The sequence below is a fragment of the Oscillatoria nigro-viridis PCC 7112 genome, assembly GCF_000317475.1.
Lineage (GTDB): Bacteria > Cyanobacteriota > Cyanobacteriia > Cyanobacteriales > Microcoleaceae > Microcoleus > Microcoleus nigroviridis.
Window position 1 is genome coordinate 3,405,153 of the sequence record NC_019729.1, and the last position, 14,710, is coordinate 3,419,862.

Genomic DNA, 14,710 nt, shown 5'->3' on the forward strand with positions numbered 1-14,710 from the left:
GCGTGGAAATTACAGCAGCTTAGACCTGGATTCCACACGGAGCGCCAAACCAAGCGCGCCGCCAGCGCTGGCCGGACATACACGAGCGCGATCGCCCGCAGTACCCGACAATGGAAACAAGCGAGTAGTTATAAGCAGAAATCCAATAAACATATGGTAGATTCCCTCAAAAAACCCACTTTTGAAGAACTGCGGCCGGGAGTGAAAGCCCCAGCCAAAGAAACTATTCTCACACCGAGATTTTACACAACAGATTTTGACGAGATGGCCAAAATGGACATCTCGGTAAATGAAGCCGAACTAGAAGCAATTATCCAAGAGTTCCGCGTTGACTACAACAAAAACCACTTCGTGCGGGATGCCGAGTTCGATCAATCTTGGGAACACATAGACGGCGAAAAACGCCAGTTGTTCATTGAGTTTCTAGAACGTTCATGCACCGCTGAGTTTTCTGGGTTCTTGCTTTACAAAGAATTGGGACGCAGGCTCAAAGACAAAAATCCAGTGCTCGCCGAGGGTTTCAACCTGATGTCGCGGGACGAAGCGCGGCACGCCGGATTCCTCAACAAAGCCCTCTCGGACTTTAATTTGTCCCTGGATTTGGGTTTCTTGACAAAGAGCCGCAGTTACACATTCTTTAAGCCGAAGTTTATTTTCTACGCGACTTACTTGTCTGAAAAGATCGGTTATTGGCGCTACATCACGATTTATCAGCACTTAAAAGCCCATCCTGAAGACCAGATTTATCCGATTTTCCGATTCTTTGAAAATTGGTGCCAGGATGAAAACCGCCACGGAGATTTCTTTGATGCGGTGATGAGAGCTCAGCCTCAGATGTTGAACGATTGGCGCGCTAAGCTTTGGTGCCGTTTCTTCTTGCTGTCAGTGTTCGCGACAATGTATCTCAATGATATCCAGCGCGCCGGTTTTTATCGATCGCTCGGACTCGATGCTCGCGAATACGACATTGAAGTCATCAAAAAGACCAACGAAACAGCAGGTCGCGTATTCCCCGTCATGCTGGACGTGAACAACCCAGAGTTTTACGATCGGCTGGATATTTGCCTCAAGAACAATCAGAAGTTGACCGCAATTGTTGCTTCTAATACTCCGAAATTCTTGCAATTCTTCCAAAAATTGCCTTTGTATCTGTCTAACGGCTGGCAATTAGCGAAGCTGTACTTCATGAAGACGATTGAATCACCTTCAGTTGAGGGTGCAGTCCGTTAATTTTTGATTTTTCATCCTCTGTGACGGCGGTTCTGCGACAAGCGGAGCCGCTTTTTTTTGGTATCCAGATTCACCGCAAAAAGTTCTCGCCCGACTTACAGTCGCCCGGAGTTGGAATTGATGCTGGTTTTCCCTAAAATTTATCGCCATTCCCCCTGAAGGTTAAAAGCCGCCCAATAATAAGGAGAACGCCACTCTTCCTGCTTCAACATTTCCAGTTGCGCCGCCCTTAAAGCCGCCGCTGGCGTTAACCCTTTTTTCAGCATTCCCTGATAAAAACTTGACATTAACGTAGCCGTTCCTTCATCATCCACATTCCACAAACTCACCACCACTCGCTGAGCCCCCGCATACATAAGTCCCCGTGTCAATCCTACCATGCCCTCGCCTTGAATGTTCTGCCCTAATCCGGTTTGACAGGCACTTAAAACTACTAAATCGGCTGCTAATTTGAGATTAAAAATATCAGTAAGTCGCAGAAATCCGTTTAAAGGGTTACCCTTTTCATCTACCAGCGACAGGACGATTCCCGACAGTTCCGGGTGAGCGCTATTGGCGAAACCGTGAGTGGCAACATGAATGATTTTATATTGGCTTAAATTTGGGCTAGTTGCTGTGGCACGACTGGCTTCAAAATCCAAAGATTCTGTGCGAGAATTGGCAGGAACTAACGCTTGAATGATTTGAGCTTCTTGGCGAGTGAATTTTAAACGGCTCAACTGTAAGTTATTGGCGCGACCAGAGCGGCTTAAACCCAGATTTACTGATTCTATTGCTTGCAGATTGGTGGCGGTTGACTGGTTTTTGACTCGTTCATCTTCCGGGCTAAAAACTGGATCGGCGAGCATTGCTAAAGTCCGAGTAGGAGGTTGTCTGTCATTGTAGTTTTGTCTTAATATTCCCAAGGTGGAAGCTGAAGGCAGCAGCACGATTTCATGGTCTACTATTAAAGGCGGATTCCCATTTTCACCGTATTTTCCAGGGAGCGAGAGGGCAGCAAAGGGGAGGTAATTGAGAACGCCATCGCCAACTATCAGCAGGCGCTTTTGAGCGAGTTGTGCTGCTACGGGCTGTAAAATAATTTGACTGAGCGTGTTGTTAGCTTCAGCCACTCGATCGGGAATGTTTCGGTAGAGCGGGCTAGTCACAGCATCGCGGAAATTGCGGGCTGCTTTTTCGATGTCAACCTGTTTGGGCAATTCATAACTGGTGATACTGGTTTTAGTCACAGCCCAGAGATAGCTGCGATCTTTCCCTAGAGAATACTGGAGTAAAATGGTATTCTCATCGAGGATTTGTTGTTGAATTTGTGCTAGGGTTAGAGGCTGCGGTTGGGTGAGGGCTGCGTAACGGGGGCTGGTGGAGCGGATTTGGGCTTGAATGTCCTGATATTGTGCTAGTAAAGTTTGGCGTTTTTGATCTAATTCTGCTTTTTGTGGGGGGGTTGAATTGGGGCTGCTTGTAGTTTCGATTCGCCGTGTTTCTAAGGCATCGAGTTGCTGTTGTAAATTGCGTTCTTGCTGCAATAATTCCGGGGCGACACCTTGGCGAATATCGGCGTTTGCTTCTTGAAGAAGTTCGAGGAGGCTGCGGGCGCGGGAGCGTTCGCTAGCTTGAAAGGCTTTAGTATCATAACCCGAATTTGGTTGCGTTTTGTGCAGTTGCATTAACAGGTCAATGTAGAACTGGTAATAGTCCTGCACGGTGGCAAAGTATGAGATGCGGAGCTCGTGGTTGGTAATTTTGGTGCGGAGGTTTTCGATGATTTTGATGGAGGTTTCAATGTCAGTGAGGGCTGCGATTAAATTGCCTCGATCGCCTTTGAAAATAGCCCTATTGTAGAGGGTGAGAGCTTCCCCAGGACGATCGCCCACAGTGCGAAACAGCGGCAGGGCTTGGTTGAAATATTCTTCTGCTTTCTCCAGTTTTCCCAATTCTGAGTAAGTATTACCTAGATTGTTGAGGCTGTTGGCTTCTCCACGCCTATCGCCCGCTTTTTGTCTCAAATCGAGGGCTTGTTTGTAGTAGTCGAGGGCTGTTTGTTTTTCTCCCAAATCTGAATAGACTATGCCAATATTGTTGAGGGTAGTCGCTTCCTTAGCCCGATCGCCCACAGCGCGGAATAAGGGAAGGGCTTGGTTGAAATACTCTTTTGCTTTCTGTTTTTCTCCCAAATCGCTGTAGGCTAAGCCGATGTTGTTGAGTGTGGTGGCTTCCGCAGTGCGATCGCCCAAAGATCTATCGCTGTTTGCGGGTAGGTTCGAGATGTTGCTGAGGTTGATACTTGCTTCAGGGCGATCGCCCATTTCCCGAATTAGGGAAAGGACTTGGTTATAGTAGTCGATGGCTTGCTGTTTCTCTCCCAAAGCATAGTAGAAGGCGCCGATATTGTTGAGGATGACGGCTTGTTTAGGGCGATCGCCTACAGTCTGAGACCCAGAAAGGGCTTGCTTGTAGTAGTTCAGGGCTTGCTGTCTTTCTCCTAATCTATTACTAATCAAGCCCATTATATTCAGCGTCTCAGCTTCCTTGTCCCGATTTCTAAGCATTTGATAAAGCGAACGCGCTGCATCAAACTTTTGCAATGCCTCCTGGTAAGATGCTGCTGTTTCCCGATCGAATAGTCGCCCAGCTTCCTCAACCAATCGCTCGGCTTCATCTGTTTTTTGATTTAATAGTTGTTTGTTTTTCTGAATTAATCGCTCGGCTTCCCCATCCGGGATTTGATTTCTACTGAGATCGAGGGTTGTCAGATATACCAATCCCGCTAAAGGTGTGGCATCTGCGATTTGATTTCTACTGAGGTCTAGGTTAGTTAGATTTGTCAATCCCGCTAAAGGTGTGGCATCTGCGATTTGATTTCTACTGAGGTCTAGGGTGGGCAGATTTGTCAATCCCGATAATGGTTTCACATCTGCGATTTGATTTGATGCGAGGAAAAGCACTATCAGATTTGTCAATCCCGATAATGGTTTCACATCTGCAATTTTATTGCCACTCAAATAAAGAAAATTCAACTCCGTCATTGTCGATAAAGGTGTCACATCTACAATTTGATTAGATGCGAGGGACAGCCCTGTTAGATTAGTCAATCCCGCTAAAGGTTTTACATCTACGATTTGATTGGCTTCGAGGAAAAGCTCTGTCAGATTAGTCAGTCCCGATAATGGTTTCACGTCTGAGATTTGATTGAAATTGAGGACGAGGGATCTCAGATTAGTCAGTCCCGATAAGGGTTGCACATCTGTTATTTGATTTACACTGAGGTTGAGCCTTCTCAAATTGGTGAATTTTGATAATGGTTTGATATCGACTATTTGATTGTCAGCTAGGTAAAGTAGTGTGAGATTAGTCAGTCCCGATAATGGTTTCACGTCAGAGATTTGATTGGAAGTGAGGGTGAGATATCTCAGATTAGTCAGTCCCGATAATGGTTGCACATCGGTTATTTGATTTATACTGAGGTTGAGCTTTCTCAGATTTGTGAATTTTGATAATGGTTTGATATCGACTATTTGATTGCGAATTAGGGAAAGTTCTGTGAGATTAGTCAGTGTTTTTTGAGCGCGATCGCACTCTTGTGTTTTCGCTTTTGATAGCAGCACCTCCACCGTATGTCTGGCTTCAGGGGTCAAATTCTCTTTGTTGGTACAGAAATCAGCAAAACTTTCAAATGTCTGGGGATTTGGCGCGGCGGCAGATCCCATCAGGATAGTCGCACCTACAGCTAAGCCCCAACGCCCCCAAGTCGAAAGTATGAGATTCATAAACACTCGCTCAAAAAATACCTGATTAGCTGCTATCATAATCTATCGCACATTGTGATGCGCGCTTTTCCTTCCGGCTTGCCAATTAGATGGAGAGCATTTGGTGAAACAATAGTCGCTACTGCTTCTCGCTGCACTCTCCAAGCATTATTAGAAACCGGGTTTAAGAAACTGGCTTTTTCCAAAAAACCCGGTTCCTCATGAAAAATTCGGTTTCTGCACAAGTCCTATTTTACGTTACTCTCAACTCAGACAATTAAAATTAGCGATCGCCCCCAAACCTAGGATGTACTATTTTCTGACGTTTTATGAACCCCAACAAAAAACAATCCCACAAATCAATCTTTGTTTTTGCCCTGGGAATGCTCGGTGTTTTCCTCTTTTCCTTAAGTCTCCGCTTTTGGGAACTAGAGCGATTTAACACTTTAGTATTTGACGAGGTTTATTACGCTAAATTTGCCAACGATTATCTCACGAAAACTCCTTTTTTCAACGCTCACCCGCCTCTGAGCCAGTACATAATTGCGATCGGCATTTGGATCGGCACTCACCTTCCCTTCGGCAAAACAGCCGTCAACAGTATGGCAGGTTCCCTGCTTTCCCCTTGGGATTACCGCTGGTTGAATGCTCTCACGGGTTCCTTTATTCCCCTAGTTGTGGGAGCGCTGGCTTATCAGCTAGTTCCGCGCCGCACCTTTGCTTTTCTTGCTGCTTTATTTATCGCCTGCGACGGTCTGTTTTTAGTTGAGTCTCGCTACGCGCTGAACAACATTTATCTAGTTTTGTTGGGAATTTTAGGTCAGTTATTTCTTTTAAAAGCCGTAGAAGCAGAAGGCCAAAAGCGCTGGCTTTTGCTGGTACTTGCCGGTACTGGCTTCGGCGCATCTGCGGCTATCAAATGGAACGGATTGTGGTTTCTTTTCGGTACTTATCTAATTTTAATCTGTGCTTGGGCAGTTCGTTTTATCCAGGGTAACAAAGGAAATGAAGAACGAAGCCGCGAGGTAGATTCACCTCTAATTCCTGCCGAAAGTCCCGTACAAAAACTGACTAAACTCAATTTTATAGAACTCTGCTTGAGTCTAGCTATTATTCCTATTCTAGTTTACAGCATCTCTTGGATTCCTCACCTGCACTTTAATCCAACTCCCAATTTCTGGCAGATGCAAACGGAAATTTTGACTTATCACCAGCGGATTAAAAGCGGCCCAGATGTACATCCTTACTGTTCCACATGGTACAGTTGGCCTTTGATGCTGCGCCCCATAGTTTACTTCTACAAAACTGCTAGCAGCAATGCCCAACCTGATCCGGTTTTGCCGCCTTTACCTGAAGGTGCAACTCAGGCAATTTTTGACGTTCACGCAATGGGAAATCCATTGCTTTGGTGGCTGTCAACCTTAGCTTTACTGCTAGTAATAGGAGTTTTAGTTCACCGGATTTTGGTGTGGCTGCAAACGCGCAGCGAGGCTTCTGCTGACACTCTAGAACAGCAGCGGCCGATTTTGTTTCCGCCGACTGCCCAAATGTGGCTGGCGTTGTATTTAATAGTTAATTGGGCTGCTAATTTGCTGCCTTGGATGAAGGTGACTCGCTGCGTATTTTTGTACCATTATATGGGCTGTTCGGTGTTCGCAGCCTTAGCACTTGCTTGGTGGGTTGACAGGTGGCTGCACAGCCCTCAAACTCGACTCCGAGGGATGGGGGTAACAATTATTTTTCTGGTTTTTGGTGCTTTTATTTTCTGGATGCCTATCTATTTGGGACTGCCTTTGTCGCAGTGGGAATGGAAAATTCGGATGTGGCTGCCGTCTTGGGTTTAAGTTAGAAATAATTCTTTTATGAACAGCCAAGATGCCCGTTTCACAAGAAAATTAAGTTTTCTGGAACAGGCCGGAAAGCCTGTTCCTAACCAAGGTGCAAGATGTAAGTTATAACATTTATTACCAAGGTGAGTTTGCAAAAGCGAGCATTATTTTTGATAGAGTGCTCGATAAACTGGTTCGCCCCGTTTCAGAGTAGCAATTTCTCTTTCAGTAGCCACAGGTAGGGGATTTTCGGCTAACCATTCGCTACCGTTTTGACGTTTAAAACTGGGGTGAGATGAAAAGCGATCGCACATTTCCCTTTCTACTTCCTCAATATCTGACTGGATAAAAACTTCGCCGCCAATTGCCAGATAATTTGCCAATTCGTTGACTAATTCTTGCTGCACCACGCGCCGTTTGTGGTGCTTTTTCTTGAACCACGGATCGGGAAACTGAATGCTAACTCGCTGCAAAGTGCCTGCGGGTAAAGTTTCTAAAATTGGTTTCAGGGAACTATTCGCATTGCAAAACAAATAGTGCAAATTTGTCAAGCCTTTTTCGTCCCGCCAAAGATTCGCCTCCTCTACTAGAGGTTCCCGAATTTCTAATCCGAGAAAGTTCCAGTCTGTTTGGATTTGCGCCATGTGCCACAAAAACCGTCCTCTGCCGCAGCCGATATCTAAATGCAGCGGTAAATTTAAGTCGGCATAGATTTTAGTCCAATCCGGGGGATTTGCAGATGCTTGATATCTAATTGATAGGGGATTGACGTGTTCCCGCACTCTTACTCTTGCCAATTTTTCTGTCTCCTGAATGTAATTTTGAACCGCTGATGAAGGCAGATTAACGCGGATTAACGCAGATAAATATTGATTTTGGCGAGGTTGTCTAATACTTTTTAATGAATTAGAAATGAAAAATGGCAGACTTACGATTTTTCATTTCTAATTATTGCATTAGGCTTCTGGTTCAATGCCTGCTGCTCTTAATTGGGCGGCTAATCTTTCCGATCGTTCTCGTTCTTGTTCGGCCCGCTGTTGAGCGAGATCCCTTTGCTGCCGTTCCCTTTCTACCATTTCTGCTCCCCAAAATAACATCTCGCCGCTTTCATCCCACCACCGCAGCCAATATCCCGTTCTTTCGGCTTTTGTTCCCTGCCAAACACCCAGAAATAACCCAACTCCTGAAATCCAATAACGGCCGAAAGCATCGGGTGGTTGTACTTCATACTTTCCTGATGAGCCCAACTGGTAGATTTCTAACACTCCAGCGGCTGGCTCAAAAAGTGCATAGATTGGAACTCGCAATACTTGTTCGTAAAAAAACCATTTTCCAGGCGGATAAGTTTGTTTACTAGAATATTCATCGTTGGGACTAGCTGATAAAAATTCCATGACGATCGCCGGGACTTCCCCTTCTAAGTTGGGAGTATAACTGCGGCGAATTTCTTGACTAGAAAGCGGCTGGACGTTGCGGGCATAAAACCAATCTGGAGCTTTAATAACTAGCTTGTCGTTTAATGTAGCACAAATTCCCATGTTTGGGGCAACTAATATTCCTGTTACAATTAGCCCTGCGATTTCTAGGATTTCGCGCAAGGCAGCAGCGAGCAAGAGCTGGTCGATATTTTCCACTGGTTCCTCATCTAAAATGAAGTCGTCTGGCAATTTTTCCCAGGTAATTTTTAAGTCGGCTGTACTGGCTGTCACGGTATTTTACCTCTTACGGAGACTGCTGGAGTGCGGTTTGCAATACTTCGCGGTGAAAGAGCGATCGCCCTACAATAAATTTTATCCTGTCTGGCGATAAGGCGTCGCCGTTAGCATAGTGTTCGATCCAGGTTTTGCTGATTAAATAAGGATCTTCTGGCAATTCTGATAATAAGTATCCTGGCATTTCTAGCTCTTCCATTAACTGGCTGACTTTGGGATCGTAGCTGAGGGCAAAACAGCGGCATTCTTCGGATGCGGCCATAATTAAACTGTGGTAGCGCATCCCGATCGCCATTTCGACTCCCCGGAACACTCCTTTCAATTTTCTCGGATCGTCTAAACTGAGGATGCGACTCCTTTTGGGCAGCGCTTCGTGCAAATGTTGGGCAAGTTCTAAGTCGTGAGATGCTTGAAAAGGCAGCAGCAAAATTAAGGTGCGAGTTGCTTTTTGAAAGTCAACTAAAGCTTGAGTTAAGATTGACAAACGCGCGGGAGTTAGTGTAGGATGAGAACGCAAACAAACAGCAACTCTGGGCGCAGGTAAATCCCACAAACCCGACACGGGAGAATTCTCCAAAGCCCACACGGGATCTGGCGCTAAAGTAAAGGGAATTTGCCAATCTGCAAGTAAAGTAGCTGAACCTTTATCCCGCACGCTGACGGCGGTGCATCCAGCAAAACAGCGCTGAGATAACTTGCGAGTCATTTCCCGCTTTAAAGGGCCAATTCCCTGGGCCCAAGCAACAGTTTTTAAGCCCATCCGCTGCGCTAATCCCATCAAACCACCATAATAGAAAGGACTCGCAATGCTAGTAGCGTCTTGGATTAAACTGCCGCCGCCCCAGATTAGGGCGTCGGATGTGCGGAGTGCTTCGAGAACTTGGAACGCATTCATGCGATCGCGCGCAGCTACCCCGTACCGCTGATTTGTCTCGACAGGATTGCCAGACAGGACGATCGGCGTCACGCCATCTGGTAACATTTGCAGTAGCGATGCCAACAGCGCCTCGTCGCCACCGTTGCCTTTACCGTAATAGCCGCACAAAATTGCTCGCATTTCTACTCTTTTCTTTCTTTGTAATGGGGAATCTAACGATTTTAGATTTTAGATTTTAGATTTTAGATTTTTTTGATATTTGAGATTTGATCCTACTACCAAAAAAATGCTACTGTCAGCAAGCTTCAAGGCTTTACGTCATCATTCAGCTCAAATCGCAAATCTAATAAAATCTCAAATCGCAAATCTAAAATTGTATGACCAGCCCAAAAACAGGTACAAGCCCCGACTTAAGTCGTGGATGCTTCTAAAATTTTAGACCAAAGCTCGAGCTCCAAGATTTATCTGTGGAGTAAATCTAAAATCTAAAATCTAAAATCTAAAATCGACTGACTCATCATACTTTATATGACAGTTGCGTAAGTCCCGATCGATAAATCTTTCATCTTCGTTCACAATACAAAAAATGCACGCTTTGTCAATTCCCACCTGGATTATTCACGTCTCTAGCGTCGTCGAGTGGATTGCCGCCATCTGGTTAATTTGGACTTACGGCGAAGTCACTCAAAACCGAGCTTGGTGGGCCCTTTCCGCCGCAATGCTGCCCGCTCTTGTCAGCGCTATGTGTGCCTGTACATGGCACTATTTTGACAACTCCCCAGCCCTAGAATGGATCGTTACCCTGCAAGCGGCGATGACTCTCTTCGGCAATTTTACTTTGTGGGCGGCGGCTTGGTGGATTTGGCGATCGGCTCAACCCGAAAAAATTAAAGATTGAAAAAGAGGTAAATATTTTGAAAAAAATCACTATTTGGGTCAAATTAGGCGCGAGTTCGCTGTTGTTAACAGCCGGATTTTTACTTCCCGGCCAAGCCAGCAACACTTCCTTGCAACTTGCCCAACAGCCTAACTGCAAAAGTCCTCAAACTACACAGGAGCAGAATGCGTGTTCCAGTCAAGAGTTTCAGGCAGCAGACAGAAAACTCAATCAAGTATATCAGCAACTTCAGCCGAAACTCAACAGCAAACAAAAGCAAAGATTGATAGTAGCACAGCGTAGTTGGCTCAAGTTTAGAGATGAATCTTGCACTTATGAAATGGGGCAGTTTGAAGGTGGAACTTTGGCTGCTTCTACCTACGGTTATTGCAGGGCAAGGGTGACGCAAGAACGGATTAAAGATTTGGAAGGTTATTTGAAACAAGCAAGTTTGTAAAAGTTCTTTGTGGCACAAGCGTCCCGCCTGTATTTGTGGCACAGGCGTCCCGCCTGTATTTGTGGCACAGGCGTCCCGCCTGTATTTGTGGCACAGGCGTCCCGCCTGTATTTGTGGCACAGGCGTCCCGCCTGTATTTGTGGCACAGGCGTCCCGCCTGTATTTGTAAAAAATCTAATTCACCAATCTTTCAGAATTGCAACGCCACAGAATTAGTAGCAATTAAACCTGCCTCAATCAACAATAGATCGAGACTGTCAACCAGTCCATCAAGACAATGTAAAATTTGGCGATCGCCTGCAGGTAACGAAATAGAATTAGTTAGACTGTGAATTTGACTCTCCAAATTTTCAGGCAATTTTGAACACAAAGCTGTTGCCCTTTCTACCAAACGTTTTTCCCCCGGATGAGGGAGAGAATTAACAGCAAAAACAATATCAAAATAACTGCCTAAAAAAGCTGCTGTTCGATGGATAATACTTACTAAATCGCGGCGAAAAACAGCGGATTCTAGCTGGTGGCGAAATGAAAAAATCAGGTGGCGCAAAATCGGATAATTTTTGGCAATTATGGCTTGACGGAGTTGTTCTGGATAAGGTCGATCGACATTTGCTTGAAATTGCTGAAACCAACCGTCTCTGTCATACAATGATACTGAGGTAAGAACGTTCCACCAAAAACAGGTTGAATAACCTACTGATGCTTGATGTTTTACCAAGATGCGATCGAGTTCTTCTTCGATCCATTCGGGCTGGCGGTACATAATATCTATACCGCAGCCAGTTTTAATATCTATCCACTCGTCTCCGGGTTCCCAAAATTGATTGTTGATTGCGATGCGATCGGAAAATTGTCTCGCTATAGCCTCCCGTATGTCAACAGGAATTTCCTCTTTAACATATACGTAAAAATCTAAATCCGACGACTCATCCGTAACTGTAGTTGTTCGAGAACCTGCTAAAACGACGGCTAGAACTTGAGGTAAACTGCCAAACTGCTCGCCAAGAGTTTGAGCCAGCGGGGGAATTTCTTCGAGAGCTAGTTGATAATTGTGCAGCATTTAATTACCTTGTTTTGCACTTAAAAAATAACAGCAAATGCTTAACTATAGCAATCAAGATTTTAACGCATAACTTTTAACTCGTAACTCAACAATTGATAATTTTTAACAAATACGGCGGAGGCGAACTGATGCGCTGCGGGCTGGTATCCCCTACCAAAATTATCTCAAAAGTAACATAAAACTTGGTTTTTTTATTTTACCCTTTGACACGCGGATAGTGTAGAATCTAAAATCTAAAATCTAAAATCTAAAATCCCTATGTCCTTCGTTGGTTTGCACATTCACAGCGATTATAGCTTACTAGATGGGGCGTCTCAGCTACAGCAGCTCGCAGAACGGGCGGTGGAATTGGGGATGCCCGCGATCGCCCTGACAGACCACGGGGTGATGTACGGCGCGATCGAACTAATCAAAGTTTGCCGAAATAAAAATATCAAGCCGATTATTGGCAATGAAATGTATGTCGTCAACGGCGACATCGAAGTAAAAGTTCGAGGTAGAAGAAAATACCATCAAGTTGTTTTAGCTAAAAATACCCAAGGTTATAAAAACCTCGTCAAACTCACCACAATTTCCCATTTAAAGGGAATGCCAGAAAGAGGTATTTTTGCCCGACCCTGCATCAACAAAGAACTGCTAAAACAATACTCCGAAGGTTTAATTGTTACCAGTGCTTGTTTGGGCGGGGAAGTTCCCCAAATGATTCTGCAAAACAAGCTAGATGCGGCCCGCGAAGTAGCCACATGGTATAAAGAAGTATTTGGCGAAGATTACTATATAGAAATTCAAGACCACGGTTCCCCGGAAGACCGGATTGTTAATGTTGAAATCGTCAAAATTGCCCGCGAACTCAACATTAAAATAATTGCCACCAATGATTCTCACTATATTTCCTGCAACGACGTAGAAGCACACGATGCTTTGCTGTGCATTAACACCAACAAACTGATTGAAGAAGACAAGCGGATGCGCTACAGCGGCACTGAATATCTTAAGTCTGCGGAGGAGATGGCGCAACTGTTTCGAGACCATTTGGATGATGAAACAATCAAAGAGGCGATCGAAAATACCCTAGAGGTCGCAAATAAAGTATCGAGATACGAGCTCACAGGAGAAGCTCGGATTCCCACAATTCCAATTCCCCCAGAACATACAGCCGATACTTATGTAGAAGAAATATCCTGGCTGGGACTGTTAGAACGCCTCAAAGCCCGCACCAGAAATGAAATCCCCCCCATCTACAAACAAAGACTAGAATACGAACTGAAAATGCTTCAGCAGATGGGCTTTTCGGAATACTTTTTAGTAGTTTGGGACTACATAAAATATGCTAGAGACAACGATATTCCAGTAGGGCCAGGACGGGGTTCTGCCGCAGGTTCTCTAGTTGCCTACGTCCTAAAAATCACCAATATAGACCCCGTACACCACGGACTACTATTCGAGCGATTTCTCAATCCAGAACGGAAATCTATGCCAGATATTGATAGCGATTTCTGCATAGAAAGGCGGGACGACATGATTAAATACGTTACTGAAAAATATGGTAGCGAGCGCGTAGCGCAAATTATTACTTTCAACAGAATGACATCAAAAGCTGTCTTGAAAGATGTTGCCAGGGTGTTAGGTATTCCCTACAAAAAAGCCGACGAAATGGCTAAATTAATTCCGGTGTCCAGGGGAAAACCGGAAAAACTTAAAGTGATGATTTCCGATCAAACACCTGCACAGGAATTTAAAGAAAACTATGAAAATACAATTTGCATAAATGCAGAAACTGGTACTGAAGTCCCCGTTCGTCAGTGGATTGACATGGCAATTCGTATTGAGGGAACCAACAAAACCTATGGGGTTCACGCGGCAGGTGTGGTAATTTCTTCAGAGCCGTTGGATGAAATTGTACCGCTGCAAAAGAATAATGATGGCGCTGTGATCACCCAATATTTCATGGAAGATTTGGAATTTTTGGGGCTGTTGAAAATGGACTTTTTGGGATTGAAAAATTTAACAACGCTCCAGAAAACTGTTGATTATATTAAGCAAACCCAAAATCTAAGTGTCGATCCAGAAATGCTACCTTCTGATATAGAGCGCAGAGCTCAAGAGACTTTTGGCAGAATCAAAAAGTTACCCGATGATGTAGATAAAACATATAGACTTTTAGAAAGAGGAGATTTAGAAGGTATTTTTCAGTTAGAATCATCTGGAATGCTGGATGTAGTGAAAAAACTCAAACCTTCCTGTCTGGATGATATTTCTTCTATTTTGGCACTTTACCGACCCGGGCCGCTGGATGCAGGTTTGATTCCTCAGTTTATTGACTGCAAGCACGGTAAAACAGTTGAGTACGATCATCCGCTATTAGAACCGATTTTAAAAGAGACTTACGGAACGCTTTGCTTTCAAGAGCAAATTATGCGGATGGCTCAAGATTTGGCGGGCTATTCTTTGGGTCAAGCTGACTTGCTGCGGCGCGCAATGGGCAAGAAGAAAGCTGAGGAAATGCAGAAGCAAAAAGAAACGTTTATCGACGGCGCAACTAAGAATGGAGTCAGTCAAAGAATTGCTGAAAAGTTGTTCGCGCAGATGCTGCAATTCGCGGAATATTGCTTGAGCTATGACACGAAGATATTGACGGTGGAATATGGACCGATGGCTATTGGCAAAATCGTTGAGGAAAAAATTGAATGTACTGTTTATAGTGTTGATAGCAACGGCTATATTTATACACAGTCAATTGCACAGTGGCATCGCCGGGGGCAGCAGGAGGTCTTTGAGTATTGCCTGGAAGATGGCTCGATAATTCGCGCCACAAAAGATCACAAGTTTATGACTGTTGGCGGTCAAATGCTGCCCATTGACGAAATCTTTGAACAAGGATTAGACTTAAAACAAATCAACTCTAGCTCAGATATATAA

11 protein-coding genes are annotated in these 14,710 nt (G+C 44.7%); 5 read left to right on the plus strand and 6 right to left on the minus strand.

All coding sequences use genetic code 11. The annotated features are described in order from the left end of the window. Positions 1-153 precede the first annotated feature (153 nt). The gene (gene acsF, locus OSC7112_RS14510; protein ID WP_015176603.1) at positions 154-1,230 is read left to right on the plus strand and encodes a magnesium-protoporphyrin IX monomethyl ester (oxidative) cyclase; all 1,077 of its coding nucleotides are present in this window, start codon (positions 154-156) and stop codon (positions 1,228-1,230) included. A gap of 140 nt (positions 1,231-1,370) precedes the next feature. Here acsF and OSC7112_RS14515 read toward each other — a convergent pair whose 3' ends face one another. Further along, entirely contained in the window at positions 1,371-5,036 is a 3,666-nt protein-coding gene (locus OSC7112_RS14515; protein ID WP_015176604.1) for a CHAT domain-containing protein, read from the minus strand. Further along, positions 5,033-5,182 (minus strand): hypothetical protein, encoded by a 150-nt coding sequence (locus OSC7112_RS39755; protein ID WP_190274399.1) that lies wholly within the window; start codon positions 5,180-5,182, stop codon positions 5,033-5,035. Before OSC7112_RS39755 ends, OSC7112_RS14515 begins: the two co-directional genes overlap by 4 nt. Positions 5,183-5,305: 123 nt before the next feature. Between OSC7112_RS39755 and OSC7112_RS14525 the strand changes: the two genes are divergently transcribed. Continuing rightward, positions 5,306-6,820 (plus strand): dolichyl-phosphate-mannose--protein mannosyltransferase, encoded by a 1,515-nt coding sequence (locus tag OSC7112_RS14525; RefSeq protein ID WP_015176605.1) that lies wholly within the window; start codon positions 5,306-5,308, stop codon positions 6,818-6,820. Between the two features lie 149 nt (positions 6,821-6,969). Here the strand turns inward: OSC7112_RS14525 and trmB are convergent, their stop codons facing one another. From trmB to csaB, 3 genes are all read right to left on the minus strand, one after another. After that, positions 6,970-7,602: a tRNA (guanosine(46)-N7)-methyltransferase TrmB gene (gene trmB, locus OSC7112_RS14530; RefSeq protein ID WP_015176606.1), complete on the minus strand. Its 633-nt coding sequence runs from the start codon at positions 7,600-7,602 to the stop codon at positions 6,970-6,972. Between the two features lie 159 nt (positions 7,603-7,761). Then, positions 7,762-8,514: a Uma2 family endonuclease gene (locus OSC7112_RS14535; protein ID WP_015176607.1), complete on the minus strand. Its 753-nt coding sequence runs from the start codon at positions 8,512-8,514 to the stop codon at positions 7,762-7,764. 13 nt (positions 8,515-8,527) lie between these two features. Further along, the gene (gene csaB, locus OSC7112_RS14540; RefSeq protein ID WP_015176608.1) at positions 8,528-9,574 is read right to left on the minus strand and encodes a polysaccharide pyruvyl transferase CsaB; all 1,047 of its coding nucleotides are present in this window, start codon (positions 9,572-9,574) and stop codon (positions 8,528-8,530) included. Between the two features lie 406 nt (positions 9,575-9,980). On the opposite strand from csaB, the gene OSC7112_RS14545 reads away from it, so the two are divergent. Together OSC7112_RS14545 and OSC7112_RS14550 are read left to right on the plus strand one after the other, a co-directional pair. After that, positions 9,981-10,292 (plus strand): DUF2499 domain-containing protein, encoded by a 312-nt coding sequence (locus OSC7112_RS14545; protein WP_015176609.1) that lies wholly within the window; start codon positions 9,981-9,983, stop codon positions 10,290-10,292. Between the two features lie 16 nt (positions 10,293-10,308). Further along, the gene (locus OSC7112_RS14550; protein ID WP_015176610.1) at positions 10,309-10,728 is read left to right on the plus strand and encodes a lysozyme inhibitor LprI family protein; all 420 of its coding nucleotides are present in this window, start codon (positions 10,309-10,311) and stop codon (positions 10,726-10,728) included. Positions 10,729-10,918: 190 nt separating this feature from the next. On the opposite strand, the gene OSC7112_RS14555 is transcribed toward OSC7112_RS14550, so the two are convergent. Continuing rightward, positions 10,919-11,788, minus strand: a complete 870-nt coding sequence (locus OSC7112_RS14555) for a DUF4037 domain-containing protein (protein WP_015176611.1) — start codon at positions 11,786-11,788, stop codon at positions 10,919-10,921. A gap of 261 nt (positions 11,789-12,049) precedes the next feature. On the opposite strand from OSC7112_RS14555, the gene OSC7112_RS14560 reads away from it, so the two are divergent. Continuing rightward, positions 12,050-14,710, plus strand: a complete 2,661-nt coding sequence (locus OSC7112_RS14560) for a trans-splicing intein-formed DNA polymerase III subunit alpha N-terminal partner DnaE-N (protein ID WP_015176612.1) — start codon at positions 12,050-12,052, stop codon at positions 14,708-14,710.

Coding starts and splice junctions, on each gene's coding strand:
- acsF (WP_015176603.1), top strand. CDS start 154: ATGGTAGATTCCCTCAAAAAACCCACTTTTGAAGAACTGCGGCCGGGA.
- OSC7112_RS14515 (WP_015176604.1), bottom strand. CDS start 5,036: ATGATAGCAGCTAATCAGGTATTTTTTGAGCGAGTGTTTATGAATCTC.
- OSC7112_RS14525 (WP_015176605.1), top strand. CDS start 5,306: ATGAACCCCAACAAAAAACAATCCCACAAATCAATCTTTGTTTTTGCC.
- csaB (WP_015176608.1), bottom strand. CDS start 9,574: ATGCGAGCAATTTTGTGCGGCTATTACGGTAAAGGCAACGGTGGCGAC.
- OSC7112_RS14545 (WP_015176609.1), top strand. CDS start 9,981: ATGCACGCTTTGTCAATTCCCACCTGGATTATTCACGTCTCTAGCGTC.
- OSC7112_RS14555 (WP_015176611.1), bottom strand. CDS start 11,788: ATGCTGCACAATTATCAACTAGCTCTCGAAGAAATTCCCCCGCTGGCT.
- OSC7112_RS14560 (WP_015176612.1), top strand. CDS start 12,050: ATGTCCTTCGTTGGTTTGCACATTCACAGCGATTATAGCTTACTAGAT.